Raw genomic sequence first — 14,311 nt, 5'->3', positions numbered from 1 at the left:
CGAAGGCCCGGGATCACTCCCGGGCCTTCCTTCTTTCCGGTACCACTCAGGCGGACAGGGCGGCGTCGATGGCCGCGCGCAGGCGCGGATCTTCGGCAGTGACGTCCGGCGAGAACCTGGCTGCGACCTTGCCGTCGCGCCCGACGAGGAACTTCTCGAAGTTCCACAGCACGCCCGGTGCCGGGTTGGCGGCGATGCCGAAGCCGGCCAGCTTGTCGCGCATCGGGCCTTCGCCAGTCGCGTCGGGCCGGGCCGCCACCAGCGCGCGGTACAGCGGATGGACGCCGTCGCCGGTCACCGCGATCTTGGCGAACATCGGGAAGGTCACGTCGAAGTTGACCGAGCAGAAGCTGGCGATCTCCGCCTCGCTGCCCGGCTCCTGGCCCATGAAGTCGTTGGCCGGGAACCCCAGCACTTCCAGGCCCGCGTCCTTCTTCTCGCGATAGAGCTGCTCCAGGCCTTCGTATTGCGGGGTCAGCCCGCACTTGGAGGCGACGTTGACCAGCAGCCGCACCTTGCCGCTCCAGTCGCCGAGGGTGGCGGGCCGGCCGTCGATGGTGGCCAGCGGAATCGTGTCGAGCGTTTCGGTCATGGCGGCAGGTCCAGGTGGCGGGCCCTGGATTATGCGCCGCCCGCGAAGCTCACTCCTGCACGTCCCCGTCGCCCGCCGCGGGCGCGGCCAGCTGCTGGATCGTGTCCGGCTGCAGCTCGGCCGGCAGCGCGCGCCTGGCCTTGCTGCCGAGCTCGGCGAGCTTGCGCGCACGGTTGAACGCGGATTGCGGCGAATCGACCAGCCGGTTGCGCGCACGGCTGAAGGCCTGGCTGGCGTCATCGAGCCGCTTGCCCGCGGTGTCGAACTCGGCAAGGAAGGCGGTGAGCGCATCAAGCACGCGACCCCCGACCTCGCTGATCTCCAGCGCCTGCTTCTGCACCTTGTCGCGGGTCCACAACCGCTCGGTCACGCGCAACAGCGCCATGAGCGTGTTCGGCGAGGCGAACACCACGCGCCGATCGAACGCGTATCCCTGCAGGTCCGCGTCGGCGCCCAGCGCGGCCGACAGCGCACCCTCGATCGGCACGAAAGCGATGGTGATGTCGAGCGCCTCGCCACCGACGGCCTTGGGATAGTTCTTGTCGCCCAGGTCCTTGACGTGCTGGCGCAGGCCGATCGCGTGCCGGCGCAGCGCCTCGTCGTGCTGCTCGGGCGTGGTCGCGTTCATCGCTTCCTGCCAGGCGACCAGGTTGACCTTGCTGTCGACCACCACCTGGCGCTGGTCCGGGAAGTGCACGACCACGTCCGGGCGCAGCCGCGCGCCTTCGTCGTCGACGGCATGCTGCTGGCGCCGGTAGTGCACGCCCTCCTCCAGGCCGGAACCGCGCAGCACGTTGTCCAGCATCAGCTCGCCCCAGTCGCCGCGCACCTTCGCGCTGCCCTTGAGCGCGCTGGTCAGGGCGGCGGCCTGCATCGCCATGTCCTGGTTGAGCGTCTTCAGTTCGCCGACCGCACCGAGCAGGCTGGCGCGCTCGCGCGCCTCGTCGCCGTAGACGGTGTCCACCCGCTGGCGGAATTCGCCCAGCTTGTCGGAGAACGGCTTGAGCAGGCCTTCCATGTCCGTGCGCGATTGCAGGGTGGCCTGGCGCACGTTCTTCTCGAACTGCTGGCCGCGCTCGTCGAACACCTTGCCGGCCAGCTCGGCGAACGCGCCCGAAAGCTTTTCCTGCGCGGTGTCCAGGTAGGCGCGCAGCTCCTGTTGCGCCTGCCGCGAATGCTGGAGGTCCGCACTCGCGCGGGCGTGCTCGCCATGGAGCTGCCGGTAGGCACCGCGTTGCGCGTCCAGCTCGCCCTCGAGCATCCCGATGCGTTCCTGCGCGCGCGCCAGGGCGGCGTCGCGCTCGGCCAGGCGCGTCTCGCGTTCGGCCAGCAGCGTGGTCTCGCGCTCGATCCTCTGCCGTGCCGCATCCAGCGCCTGAAGCTGCGCGGCGGCGCGTTGCCGCTCGTTCTCCAGCTCCAGCTGCACGGATTCGAGGCGACCCCGCAGCTGCCCGGATTCCACCGCGGCGGCCTGTGCGGCGGCGCGCGCGCTGTCGAGCTCACCTACCGCGCCCTCGGAACGGCCGGGCGAACGGCCCCACAGCAGCAGGGCCAGCAGCACCAGCGCCGCGAGCAGGAGGACGACGATCACATAGGGCAGGACGGCTGGGTTCATGCCGAAAGTGTAGCGGCCATGGTCGCAGGGGACGCGACGCGTGGCGCCCATCCTCGCCTGCACCCGGTCGCCAGGCCGGGGCCTTCACTCCCGCCTTCCCGCCCCGCTCCCAGACTGCGGGCACTTCCGGATGCCCCGCCATGGCCAGCCGCACCCGCCACCCCATCCATCTCAAGCGCGCCTACGAGGAGCCGGAAGCCGGCGACGGCCAGCGCCTGCTGGTCGACGGACTGTGGCCACGCGGGCTGCGCAAGGAAACGCTGCAGGCCGAAGCCTGGCTCAAGGCGCTGGCGCCCAGCACCGCGCTGCGCAAGTGGTTCGGCCATGATCCGGCGCGCTGGGACGGCTTCCGCACGCGCTATTTCGCTGAGCTGGAAGCCAATCCCGAGGCCCTGGCCCGGTTGCGTGGCTACCTGGTCCGTGGACCGGTGACCCTGCTCTACGCCGCCCACGACGAAGAGCACAACAACGCGGTGGCCCTGCGCGACTACCTGCTGCACGGCAGCGGCAACGCCGGCGCCTAGGGCGGAACGCACCCCGGCCCGCGGCGGTCGATGGCTTTGCTGCGTTGCGTTGCGCCACACTCCGCGCTTCGCATCCGTCCTGGACATCCATGAGCTGGCACCGCCGCAAGTCGCTCGACACCATCACCCAGCACGAGGAAGGTCGCCGCCTGGTCCCGACCCTGGGCTGGCCGCACCTGGTCGCGCTGGGCATCGGCGCCATCGTCGGCACCGGCATCTACACCCTGATCGGGGTCGGCGCCGACAAGGCGGGTCCGGCGGTGCTGCTTTCGTTCGTGATCGCCGGCGTGGTCTGCGCATGCGCCGCACTGGCCTATGCCGAAATGGCGACGATGATGCCGGCGGCCGGCAGTGCCTATACTTACAGTTACGCCGCCCTGGGCGAGACCCTGGCCTGGATCGTGGGCTGGAGCCTGATCCTGGAGTATTCGCTGGTAGTCAGCACCGTCGCGGTGGGCTGGTCGGGCTACTTCGTCGGCTTCATGCAATGGGTCGGCGTCACCATCCCGCCCGCGCTGGCAGCCGGGCCGCACGCCGGCGGCATCATCAACCTGCCGGCGATCCTGATCACCTTCGCCGTGGCGGGGCTGTTGATGGCCGGCACCCGCGAGAGCGCCACGCTCAACGCGGTGCTGGTGGTGGTCAAGCTGGTCGCGCTGGCGGTGTTCATCGCCATCGCCCTGCCGGCGTTCAACGCCGAGAACCTGCAGCCGTTCATGCCTTACGGCTTCCCCAAGTCGATGGGTGCCGACGGCGTGGAACGCGGGGTCATGGCAGCGGCAGCGATCATCTTCTTCGCCTTCTACGGTTTCGACGCGATTTCCACCGCCGCCGAAGAGACCAAGGATCCCAGCCGCAACCTGTCGATCGGCATCATCGGTTCGATGGTCGGCTGCACCATCATCTACGTGCTGGTGGCGCTGGCCGCGGTCGGTGCACTGAGCTACACCGTGTTCGGCCAGAGCGCCGAGCCGCTGGCGCTGATCCTGCGCGAGCTGGGCCACGGCCCGGCGGCCGCGGCGATCGGCGTCGCCGCGGTGGTCGCTTTGCCGACCGTGCTGCTGGCGTTCTTCTATGGCCAGAGCCGGATCTTCTTCGTGATGTCGCGCGACGGCCTGCTGCCGCGCTCTTTGTCCAAGGTCAATGCGAAGACCGGCACGCCGGTGACGATCACCGTGTTCACCGCGATCCTGGTCGCCGCGCTGGCCGGCGTGGCCCGCCTGGACGAGATCGCCGCGCTGGCCAATGCCGGCACCCTGGTCGCGTTCATCGCCGTGTCGGTATGCCTGCTGGTGCTGCGCAAGCGCGAGCCCGATCGTGCGCGTGGCTTCCGCACACCGCTGGCGTGGGTGATCGCGCCGCTGGCCATTGCCGGTTGCGCCTACCTGTTCTGGAGCCTGCCGCAGCGGACCCAGCTGTATTTCCTGGCCTGGAACGTGTTCGGCTTCGTCCTGTACCTGGTGTACGCGCGCCGCAACAGCCAGCTGGCGCGCGCCTGAGCGGGGCATCGCCGGCGGAAACCTTCCGCCGGCGGCTGGCTCAGTCGAGTACGCGGCAGAACACCGCCTTGAGGTAGCGCGACTCGGGCACGTTGGCCAGGAACGGGTGGTCGGCGCCGGCGCCGGCCACCTTCAGCACCTGCACCGTGCGCCCGGCGTAGAACGCGGCGCGGCGCAGCATGTCCAGGAACTGGTCCTCGGCCACCAGGCCGGTGCAGGAGAACGTGGCGAACAGGCCACCGGGCTTGACCACGCCCAGCGCCAGCTTGTTCATGTCCAGGTACTTCTTCAGCGCGGGGATGACCTGGTCGCGGTCGCGGGTCATCTTGGCCGGATCCAGGATCACCGCGTCGTAGCGGTCGCCGCGATTGGCCGCGTCGCGCAGCCACGGGAAGATGTCGGCCTGCACGAAGCGCGGCTTGACCCCGTTGAGGCGCGCGTTGCCCTTGGCGATTTCGATCACCGCCTCGTCGATGTCGATGCCGGTGACCTCGGCCGCGCCGCGCGCCGCGGCGTAGACCGCGAATCCGCCGGTGTTGCAGCACAGGTCGAGCACGGTCTTGCCGGCCACCTGCTGCGAGAACCACTGCCGGTTCTCGCGCTGGTCGGCGAAGAAGCCGGTCTTGTGCGCGCCGGCCGGATCGGCGCGGAAGCGGATCCCGTATTCGGTGATCACTGCCGGCTCGGGCGAACCGCCGCCGCTGTAGACCGGGCGGTAGTCGAAGCTCTCCTGCTTCTGCACGTGCTCGTCGGCGAAGCTGTAGATGCGCGCGCCCGGGAAATGTTCGCGCAGCGCGGCATAGATCCATTCGCGATGGCGGTACATGCCGGCGCTGAAGAACTCGACCACCAGCAGGTCCGCGTAGCGGTCCACCACCAGCCCGGACAGGCCATCGCCCTCGGAATGCACGACGCGCCAGGCGTCGGAGACCTCGTCGAGCTTCAACACGTCGCGGCGCAGCGAGATCGCCTCGCCGATCCTGCGGGTGAACCAGCCGGCATCCACGGCCACCGCCGGGTCGTTCTCGAGGATGCGCAGCGCGATGCGCGAGTGGCCGTTGTAGAAGCCGCGGCCGATGAACTGGCCCTCGACGTCGAACGCGTCGACGATTTCGCCCGGCTTGGGCTTCTGCGCGGGCTTGTCGACCAGTTTCTGGAAGATCCAGGGATGGCTGGAACGCCAGGCGTTCTTCAGCCGTACGGTGGGGTAGTGGGTATCCATGCGCGCATTGTAAAGGCCGCTTCCCGGGCACGCTGGCACCGGGAGTGCGCGGGCGGCAGGCGTAGCGGAGGGTGGCCACGCATCCCGGACTTCGGCCGCCCACGGGGACCGGATATCCGCGGCGGCGGCACCTGGCAGAAGGGATGGCCGGGTGCCTGCACGCTGTCCGGGACAGTCCCGCGCGCCATACCGCGCAGCACGGGCACACGGGGCCGCATTGCGCGCGCCGACCGCCAAAACACGCGACAATACGGGGGTTTCGCCGCCGCCGGACGGCATCGGGCCATGCGCCCGCCGCGCCCCGGCCGTCCCTGTTCTGTCAGTCGATCCGAAGAGAGCCCCCGCAGACCATGTCGAACACGCCGAAGATCATCTACACGCTCACCGATGAAGCCCCGTTCCTGGCGACCCAGTCGCTGCTGCCGATCGTCCAGGCGTTCGCCGGCACCGCCGGGATTGCCGTGGAGACCCGCGACATCTCGCTGGCCGGCCGCATCCTGTCCCAGTTCCCGGACTACCTCGGCGACGCGCAGAAGATCGGCGACCACCTGGCCGAACTGGGTGAGCTGGCGACCCGTCCGGAAGCCAACATCATCAAGCTGCCCAACATCAGCGCCTCGGTGCCGCAGCTGAAGGCCGCGATCAAGGAGCTGCAGGACCAGGGCTACCCGCTGCCCGACTACCCGGACGCGCCGAAGGACGACAAGGAAAAGGACATCCAGGCCCGCTACGACCGGACCAAGGGCAGCGCGGTCAACCCGGTGCTGCGCGAGGGCAATTCCGACCGCCGCGCGCCGGCCTCGGTGAAGAGCTACGCGCGCAAGCATCCGCACCGGATGGGTCCGTGGAGCAAGGATTCGAAGACGCACGTGGCGCACATGGACGGCGGCGACTTCTACGGCAGCGAGCTGTCGGCCACGATCGCCACCGCTGGCGGCCTGAAGATCGAGCTGGTCCAGGCGGACGGCAAGACCGTGGTGCTGAAGGAAAAGGTCGCGGTCAAGGCCGGCGAGATCGTCGACGCGTCGACGATGGGCCGCAAGGCGCTGGCGGGCTTCATCGCCGCGCAGGTCGCCGAGGCCAAGGCGCAGGGCGTGCTGTTCTCGCTGCACCTGAAGGCGACCATGATGAAGGTCTCCGACCCGATCATGTTCGGCGTGGCGGTCTCGGAGTTCTACAAGGATGCGCTGGCCAAGCACGCCGACGCGCTGAAGTCGGTCGGCTTCTCGCCCGACAACGGCATCGGCGACCTGTATGCGCGCATCGCCCCGCTGCCGGAAGACCAGCAGGCCGCGATCAAGGCCGACGTCGAGGCCGTGTACGCGGCCGGCCATGCGCTGGCGATGGTCAACTCCGACAAGGGCATCACCAACCTGCACGTGCCCAGCGACGTGATCGTCGACGCCTCGATGCCGGCGATGATCCGCGACTCCGGAAAGATGTGGAACGCCGAAGGCAAGCTGCAGGACACCAAGGCGGTGATCCCGGACCGCTGCTACGCCGGCGTGTACCAGGTGGTGATCGAGGACTGCAAGGCGCACGGCGCGTTCGACCCGACCACCATGGGCAGCGTGCCCAACGTCGGCCTGATGGCGCAGAAGGCCGAGGAGTACGGCAGCCACGACAAGACCTTCCGCATCCCGGCCGACGGCACTGTGCGCGTCACCGACGACGCCGGCAAGGTCGTGTTCGAGCACAAGGTGGAAGCGGGTGACATCTGGCGCATGTGCCAGACCAAGGACGCGCCGATCCAGGACTGGGTCAAGCTCGCCGTGAACCGCGCCCGCCTCAGCGGCACCCCGGCCGTGTTCTGGCTGGACACTGCGCGCGCGCACGACCGCCAGGTGATCGCCAAGGTCGAGGCGTACCTCAAGGACCATGACACGGCCGGGCTGGATATCCGCGTGCTGTCGCCGGTCGATGCGACGAAGTTCTCGCTCGAGCGCATCCGCCAGGGCAAGGACACCATCTCGGTGACCGGCAATGTCCTGCGCGATTACCTGACCGACCTGTTCCCGATCCTGGAGCTGGGCACCAGCGCCAAGATGCTGTCGATCGTGCCGCTGATGGCCGGTGGCGGTCTGTTCGAGACCGGTGCCGGCGGCTCGGCACCCAAGCATGTGCAGCAGTTCGTGGAAGAGGACTACCTGCGCTGGGATTCGCTGGGCGAGTTCCTGGCGCTGGCCGCCTCGCTGGAACACCTGGCCGAGCAGACCGGCAATGCCTCCGCCGGCGTGCTGGCGACCGCGCTCGACCAGGCCAACGGCCTGATCCTGGACAACAACCGTTCGCCGGCGCGCAAGGTCGGCGAGCTGGACAACCGCGGCAGCCACTACTACCTGGCCCTGTACTGGGCGCAGGCGCTGGCCGCGCAGGACCAGGACGCGGGCCTGAAGGCCAGGTTCGCACCGCTGGCCAAGGCGCTGGCCGAGGGCGAGGCCACGATCATCGGCGAGCTCAACGGCGCACAGGGCAAGCCGGTCGACATCGGCGGCTACTACCATCCGGACCTGGCCAAGGCCGGTGCGGCGATGCGGCCGTCGGCGACGTTCAACGCCGCGCTCGCCACCCTGGGTTGAGTCGGCGCGGCGAAAGCCGCGTCACCGCAATGCCCTCCAGACGCCCGGCTCCGGCCGGGCGTCGTCGTTTGCGCGCGCTGCGCGGCGGGCGACCACCGTCAGCGGAACAGCGAAAACGCGATGCCCGCGCGCAGCCGGCGTGCGTCGAGGCGTATCCGGGCACGCGGGTGCCGATGCCCGGCCCGTGCGCCTTCGAGCACCTGCCCGGCGCCGTCGCGATCCTCCCCGGCGGCGGCGGGGGGGTCGACGATATGGCCGTCGAGGAACAACAGTCCCTGGTACATCGCCGCCAGTTGCCGCCACCACCCGTTGTTCGTGCTATCCATGACACCGCTCCGTTGCCGGCACTCCGGCTTGAACGGCTGCCAAGATAGGTCCACGATTGCCGAGCAAAAAGCGAAACATCTGCGCATCAGGGTTGAGGTGAATTCAAGATGAGCCGGCTCCCGCTGGACCAGGTCGAAGCCTTCGTCACCGCCGCCCGGCTCGGCAACCTGACCCGCGCGGCCGAGCGCATGAACCTCACCGTGAGCGCGCTGAGCCATCGCATGCGCCTGCTCGAACAACGCCTGGGCCATCGCCTGCTGGCCCGCGGTCCGCGCGGGGTCGAACCCACTCCCGAGGGCCAGCGCCTGTTCGACGCGATCGCCGGACCGCTGGCCACCATCGAGCACGCCCTGCGGCATGCCAGCGTGCGCAGCGACAACACGGTGACGCTGAGCCTGATCCCGTCGATGGCCACCGCCTGGCTGGTGCCGCGGCTGCCGGCGTTCCTGGCTGGGCATCCCGAGCTCGCGTTGAACCTGCAGTCGAGCACGCACGTGGTGGACTTCGAACGCGAGCCGGTGGACCTGGCCTTGCGCCTGGGCGCAGGCCACTGGCCGGGCGTGCGCGCCGAGCTGCTGTTCCACGAATCGATCGTGCCGGTCGCCAGTCCCGCGCTGGTCGAGCGCCACGGCGAGCCGGCGCTGGATCGACTGGCGGAACTCCCGCTGCTGGGCGATCCGGCTGATCGCTGGAAGGACTGGTTCGCGCGCTTCGGCGGGCAAGCGCCCGAGCGCTACGTCGCCCGCTTCGACGACACCGAGACCCTGCACCAGGCCGCGGTGCAGGGCATGGGCGTGGCCCTGGCGCGCTGGACGCTGGCCGAGCCCCTGGTCCGCGCCAGGCGCCTGGTCCCGCTGGCGCGCGAGCACCTGCCGGCCGGATTCGGCCACTACCTCGTGTATCCGGAGCGCAGCGTGTCGCATCCCGGTTTCGCGATCATGCGCGAATGGTTGCTGGAGCAGGCCGCCGGGCCGAGCGCCTGAGCGGACACGCGCATTCATGGTCCGCCGGTGCGGATGCGCATAATCGGGATGCCGATGCCAGGCGCCCACGACCGGGACGGCATTCCCCAAGGAGTAGATGCGATGAAGAGGATCGTCTTCGCTTTCGCGTTGTCCCTTTCCGTGCTTTCCCTTTCCCTCCCGGCAACCGCCCAGTTCACCGGCCCCAGCGCGTCGCCGCAGGCGTCCACCGTCGCGGCGGTCGGCAATGCCCGGGTGGGCAGCGACGTCACCCTGACCGGCAATGTCGTTGGCCACCTGCGCGACGAGTACTTCACCTTCCGCGACGAGACCGGCGAGATCCGGGTCGAGATCGAGAACAAGACCTGGCAGGGCCGCAAGGTCGGGCCGGAAGACAAGGTGCGGATCACCGGCGAGATCGAACGCGGCTTCGGCGGTCGCTACATCGATGTGCAGACATTGGAAGTGCTGGCTCCGTAGCCCCGGGCCTGTCCCGCTGCTGTAGGCGGCCCATCGGAGCAAGCAGCGGGGCAAGCCCCGCTCCAGCGCGTGCTTTGCGCCAGACGTGCCGTGGCGGCGGGGCCGAATCCCGCCCTACCATGCGCGCATGACCCAGGCCGACGCCATCGCCGCGCAGATCCGCGACGCCTTCGACGACTACCACGCGCGTTTCGCGGCGATCAGCCGGCGCGCGCAGCGGCGCTTCGAAACGCGCGACTGGCCCGGCGCGCGCGAGGACGCGGCCGAACGCCTGGGCCTGTACGACACCTGCATCGACGCGTGCGGCCGCCGCCTGGCCGCGCTGCTGGGCATGCAGGCCCACGACCGCCCGCTGTGGGGCGCCGCGCGCGGCGCCTATTCGGGCCTGATCGACGGACTGATCGACGTCGAGCTGTACAAGACCTTCTACAACACGCTGACCCGGCGCTTCTTCCGCAGCCGCGGCGTGGATCCGGCGATCGAGTTCGTCGCCCTGGACATCGAGCCGACCGATGCGATCACCCTGCCGGTGGCACGGCACAGCTACGCCGTCTCCGAGACGCGGCCGACCGACACCTTCATGCGGGTACTGGAGAACTACCGCTTCGCCGTGCCGTACGCGCACCGCACCCGCTGCGCGGCGGCAATAGCCATCCGCCTGCAGGACGACCTGGCGCACTGGGGCGAGCATCCGGTGCGCGGCATCGAGCTGCTGGACACGGTGTTCTATCGCGAACGCCGGGCGTACCTGGTCGGCCGCGTATACGGCGAACACCGCTTCTCGCCCTGCGTGATCGCGCTGGTGCACGGCGAGGACGGCATCCGCGCCGAAGCGGTACTGACCCGGCGCGCCGACGTGGCCCAGCTGTTCGGCGTCTCGCGCAGCTACTTCCAGGCCGACCTGCCGACCGTGGGCGACGCGGTGGTGTTCCTGCGCTCGGTGCTGCCGCACAAGCCCATCGACGAGCTGTACACCGTGCTCGGCCGCGCCAAGCAGGGCAAGACCGAGCGCTATCGCAGCTTCTTCCGCTATTTCCACGCGCATCCGGCCGAACGGCTGGTCCGTGCCGAGGGCACGCCGGGCATGGTGATGGCGGTGTTCACCCTGCCCGGGCAGCCGCTGGTGTTCAAGGTGATCCGCGACCGCTTCGAATGGCCCAAGCGGACGACGCCGGTCGAAGTGCAGGCGCAGTACGAACGCGTGTTCCGCCTGGACCGGGTCGGCCGGCTGCTCGACGCGCAGCCGTTCCGGCACCTGCGCTTCCCACGCGCGCGCTTCGATCCGGCATTGCTGGAAGAACTGCGCGCGACCTGCGCCGGCAGCCTGGAAGAGGAGGGCGACGATGTCGTGCTGCGGTTGTGCTACGTGCAGCGCCGGCTGCGTCCGCTGGACCTGTACCTGCGCGAACAGACCGCCGATGGCGCACGCCAGGCCGCGCTGGACTACGGCCAGGCGATCGTCGACCTGGCGCGCAACGACATCTTCCCCGGCGACATGCTGCTGAAGAACTTCGGCGTGTCGCGCCATCGCCGCGTGGTGTTCTACGACTACGACGAGATCGGCGCGGTCAGCGAGTGCCATTTCCGCGAGTGGCCCAAGCCCACCAGCTACGAGGAGCAGATCGCCAGCGAGCCGTGGTTCCACGTGGCCGCGGGCGACGTGTTCCCCGAACGCTTCGCGATGTTCATGGCCCTGCCCGCACCGCTGGCCGCGGCGCTGAAGGCGGTGCATGGGCAACTGTTCGATCCGCAGTGGTGGCAGCTGCTGCAGGCGCAGCTGCGCCGCGGCGAATGGCCGGACACGCCGCCGTATCCGGAAGCCTTGAAGCTGGCCTGAGCCACCGGGTCGTGCGGGCAGCGGCACAGGCCCGGCGAACGACAGCTTCCGTTCCGCGGCGGGCGACCTCGTCCCGCTGCGCTGCGGCTATGACCTCATGCCGGCGCCGCGATGCGCACGATCCGCTTGCCGAAGTTGTCGCCGCGGAGCATGCCGATCAGGCCCTGCGGCGCGTTCTCCAGTCCATCGACGAAATCTTCCCGGTAGCGCATGCGGCCATCGCGCAGCCATGCGCCCATCTCGCGCACGAACTCCGGGTACAGGTGCATGAAGTCGGACTGGATGAAGCCGCGCAGCGTGATCCGGCGCTGCAGCACCAGGGTGAGCAGCCAGGGCACGCGATCGGGACCCTCGGGCAGGGCGGTGGCGTTGTAGTGCGCGACGACGCCGCAGACCGGAACCCGCGCGAAATCGTTGAGCAATGGCAGCACCGCATCGAACACCTTGCCGCCGACGTTCTCGAAGTACACATCGATGCCACCCGGCGCGGCGGCACGCAGTTGTTCGGCGAAGTCCGGCGCGCGATGGTCGATGGCCGCGTCGAAGCCGAGTTCGTCGCGCAGCCAGGCGACCTTGTCCGGCCCTCCGGCGATACCGACCACGCGCGCGCCCTGCAGCCTGGCGATCTGGCCGACGGTGGCGCCGACCGGTCCGGCGGCCGCGGCCACCACCACCGTTTCGCCTGGCTGCGGCTTGCCGATCTCGCGCAGACCCGCGTATGCGGTGAAACCGGGCATGCCGTACACGCCCAGCGCGGTGGTCAGCGGCGCGGTGGCCGGATCGAGGCGACGGCGCAGCTGGCTGCCCTCGACCAGGGCGTGCGTCTGCCAGCCACCGTGGGCAAGCACGAGGTCGCCCGCATGCCAGTCCGGATGTTGCGACTCCACCACCTGCGACACGGTGCCGCCATCCATGACGCCATCGATGGCGATCGGCGGCACGTAGGACCGGCCGGCATTCATGCGACCACGCATGTACGGGTCCAGCGACAGGTAGAGGTTGCGCAGCAGGACCTGGCCTGGACCGGTCACCGGTATCGTGGCTTGTTCGAGGCGGAAGTTGGCGGGTTGGGGCTCGCCCGTGGGCCGCGAGGCCAGGACGATTCGCGTATTGGTCGTCATGCGTGCTGCTCCCGTGCCGTGGCATCGATGGCCCGGAGGATACGCCGTGCATCCGGTCGTCGATGTGCATGCGCACCCTGGTTCCAGCACCCGCATGGACGTCGCCTTAAGGACCCCGTGCTAGGCTCGCGCAACTTCTGAACCGGAGCGTCGCGATGTCACGTATTCCGCTTTCCCGTGCCTGCCTGCTGGGCCTGTCCCTCGCGATCGCCGCGCCGATGGCGCAGGCCGTCAAACCGGCCGACACGGCCACGCTGCCCGCGCCCGATGCCGCGCTGCAGGCTGCCATCGACGGCAAGTGGCGCGATCCGGCCAACACGCCGCGCGACGCCTATCGCCATCCCGGACAAACCCTCGCCTTCTTCGGCATCAAGCCCGACCAGACCGTCGTGGAGATCACCCCCGGTGGTGGCTGGTATGCGGAGATCCTCGCGCCTTACCTGCGCGAAGACGGCAAGTACGTCGCCGCGATCGTGGATCCGGCCGCGTACGAGGCCGGCCGCCAGCGCGACTACTACCAGAAGGGCAAGGACGGCCTGGCCAAGAAATTCGCCGGTGCCGCGGCGCAGTTCGACAAGGCCGCGGTCGTGGCCTATGACCCGAAGTCGCCGTCGTTCGGCGCGCCGGGCTCGGCCGACCTGGTGCTGACCTTCCGCAACGTGCACAACTGGCGCAGCGCCGGCCAGGCCGAGGGCATGTTCAAGGGCTTCTACGACGTGCTCAAGCCCGGCGGCGTGCTCGGCGTGGTCGAGCACCGCGCCAAGGGCGACGTGCCGGCCGACGACAAGAGCGGCTACGTGGGCCAGGACCAGGTCATCGCGTTGGCTAAGGCGGCCGGCTTCGAGCTGGCCGGCAGCAGCGAGGTCAACGCCAACCCGCGCGACACCAAGGACCATCCGAACGGCGTGTGGACGCTGCCGCCTTCGAACAACCATCCGGAGGCCGACCGCGCGAAGTACCAGGCGATCGGCGAGAGCGACCGGATGACCCTGCGCTTCGTGAAGAAGGCGGGCCAGGAGTAAGACAGGAGGCGAGGGGCGGTCGCGCCGCGCGCGCGACCCCTTCCCGCAACGTCGCCGCGATCCATTGGCCACCCGTGGACCGGCGCGGATTCATTCGGTGCTGGCACGGCGCGTCGATCCCGGCCCTGCCTGTCGCGAACGGAGCGCCCATGTACGGACTGATCGGAAGGATTCGCGCCATCGCGGGGCAACGCGCGGCACTGGCCGATGTCCTGCTCGAAGGAACGGCCGCGATGCCCGGCTGCCTGAGCTACGTCATCGCCGAGGACCCGGCCGATGACGACGCGCTGTGGATCACCGAAGTCTGGGACAGCGCGGCCAGCCACCAGGGTTCGCTGGCACTGCCCGCGGTGAAGGACGCCATCGCGCGCGGACGGCCGCTGATCGCCGGCTTCGATTCACGCAGCGAAACCCGGCCGCTGGGTGGCCACGGCCTGCACCTGGCCTGAGTCCAGCCCCTTCCGATGCTGGTCGCGTTCAACAAGCCCTTTGGCGTCCTGTGCCAGTTCACGGATCGCAGCACGCCACCGC

At 69.5% G+C, this 14,311-nt stretch carries 13 protein-coding genes; 8 read left to right on the top strand and 5 right to left on the bottom strand.

Annotation, left to right across the window (positions count from 1 at the left end; genetic code table 11):
• Positions 1 to 46: 46 nt before the first annotated feature.
• Together CSC65_RS09155 and CSC65_RS09150 are read right to left on the bottom strand one after the other, a co-directional pair.
• Positions 47 to 592: a glutathione peroxidase gene (locus CSC65_RS09155; protein ID WP_162410271.1), complete on the bottom strand. Its 546-nt coding sequence runs from the start codon at positions 590 to 592 to the stop codon at positions 47 to 49.
• Positions 593 to 641: 49 nt separating this feature from the next.
• Positions 642 to 2,207 (bottom strand): DNA recombination protein RmuC, encoded by a 1,566-nt coding sequence (locus tag CSC65_RS09150; RefSeq protein WP_162410270.1) that lies wholly within the window; start codon positions 2,205 to 2,207, stop codon positions 642 to 644.
• A gap of 140 nt (positions 2,208 to 2,347) precedes the next feature.
• On the opposite strand from CSC65_RS09150, the gene CSC65_RS09145 reads away from it, so the two are divergent.
• On the top strand, positions 2,348 to 2,731 hold the full coding sequence (locus tag CSC65_RS09145; protein ID WP_162410269.1) for a DUF488 domain-containing protein: 384 nt from the start codon (positions 2,348 to 2,350) through the stop codon (positions 2,729 to 2,731).
• A gap of 89 nt (positions 2,732 to 2,820) precedes the next feature.
• The gene (locus CSC65_RS09140) at positions 2,821 to 4,230 is read left to right on the top strand and encodes an amino acid permease (RefSeq protein ID WP_162410268.1); all 1,410 of its coding nucleotides are present in this window, start codon (positions 2,821 to 2,823) and stop codon (positions 4,228 to 4,230) included.
• A 40-nt stretch (positions 4,231 to 4,270) separates the two neighbouring features.
• On the opposite strand, the gene CSC65_RS09135 is transcribed toward CSC65_RS09140, so the two are convergent.
• On the bottom strand, positions 4,271 to 5,452 hold the full coding sequence (locus CSC65_RS09135) for a class I SAM-dependent rRNA methyltransferase (RefSeq protein WP_162410267.1): 1,182 nt from the start codon (positions 5,450 to 5,452) through the stop codon (positions 4,271 to 4,273).
• A 350-nt stretch (positions 5,453 to 5,802) separates the two neighbouring features.
• Between CSC65_RS09135 and CSC65_RS09130 the strand changes: the two genes are divergently transcribed.
• A complete protein-coding gene (locus CSC65_RS09130) occupies positions 5,803 to 8,031 on the top strand; it encodes an NADP-dependent isocitrate dehydrogenase (RefSeq protein ID WP_162410266.1) in 2,229 nt (742 codons plus the stop codon).
• A 98-nt stretch (positions 8,032 to 8,129) separates the two neighbouring features.
• Here the strand turns inward: CSC65_RS09130 and CSC65_RS09125 are convergent, their stop codons facing one another.
• On the bottom strand, positions 8,130 to 8,357 hold the full coding sequence (locus tag CSC65_RS09125; protein ID WP_162410265.1) for a hypothetical protein: 228 nt from the start codon (positions 8,355 to 8,357) through the stop codon (positions 8,130 to 8,132).
• 108 nt (positions 8,358 to 8,465) lie between these two features.
• Between CSC65_RS09125 and CSC65_RS09120 the strand changes: the two genes are divergently transcribed.
• From CSC65_RS09120 to aceK, 3 genes are all read left to right on the top strand, one after another.
• Complete coding sequence (locus CSC65_RS09120; RefSeq protein ID WP_162410264.1) at positions 8,466 to 9,341, top strand: LysR substrate-binding domain-containing protein; 876 nt, start codon at positions 8,466 to 8,468, stop codon at positions 9,339 to 9,341.
• Between the two features lie 102 nt (positions 9,342 to 9,443).
• A complete protein-coding gene (locus CSC65_RS09115; protein WP_162410263.1) occupies positions 9,444 to 9,800 on the top strand; it encodes a YgiW/YdeI family stress tolerance OB fold protein in 357 nt (118 codons plus the stop codon).
• A 127-nt stretch (positions 9,801 to 9,927) separates the two neighbouring features.
• Positions 9,928 to 11,637: a bifunctional isocitrate dehydrogenase kinase/phosphatase gene (gene aceK, locus CSC65_RS09110; protein WP_162410262.1), complete on the top strand. Its 1,710-nt coding sequence runs from the start codon at positions 9,928 to 9,930 to the stop codon at positions 11,635 to 11,637.
• A gap of 95 nt (positions 11,638 to 11,732) precedes the next feature.
• On the opposite strand, the gene CSC65_RS09105 is transcribed toward aceK, so the two are convergent.
• Positions 11,733 to 12,758 carry an NADP-dependent oxidoreductase gene (locus tag CSC65_RS09105; protein WP_162410261.1) on the bottom strand — a complete coding sequence of 342 codons (1,026 nt, stop codon included), beginning with the start codon at positions 12,756 to 12,758 and terminating at the stop codon, positions 11,733 to 11,735.
• 155 nt (positions 12,759 to 12,913) lie between these two features.
• On the opposite strand from CSC65_RS09105, the gene CSC65_RS09100 reads away from it, so the two are divergent.
• Positions 12,914 to 13,780, top strand: coding sequence for a class I SAM-dependent methyltransferase (locus CSC65_RS09100; protein WP_162410260.1), 867 nt, complete (start codon positions 12,914 to 12,916; stop codon positions 13,778 to 13,780).
• 149 nt (positions 13,781 to 13,929) lie between these two features.
• The gene (locus CSC65_RS09095) at positions 13,930 to 14,229 is read left to right on the top strand and encodes a putative quinol monooxygenase (protein WP_162410259.1); all 300 of its coding nucleotides are present in this window, start codon (positions 13,930 to 13,932) and stop codon (positions 14,227 to 14,229) included.
• The last annotated feature ends 82 nt before the right edge of the window (positions 14,230 to 14,311 follow it).

Origin of the sequence: Pseudoxanthomonas daejeonensis (genome assembly GCF_010093205.1) — a bacterium.
GTDB classification, from domain to species: domain Bacteria; phylum Pseudomonadota; class Gammaproteobacteria; order Xanthomonadales; family Xanthomonadaceae; genus Pseudoxanthomonas; species Pseudoxanthomonas daejeonensis.
Note: the sequence above shows the minus strand (reverse complement) of the source record. Positions and strands in the feature narration are given on the sequence as shown.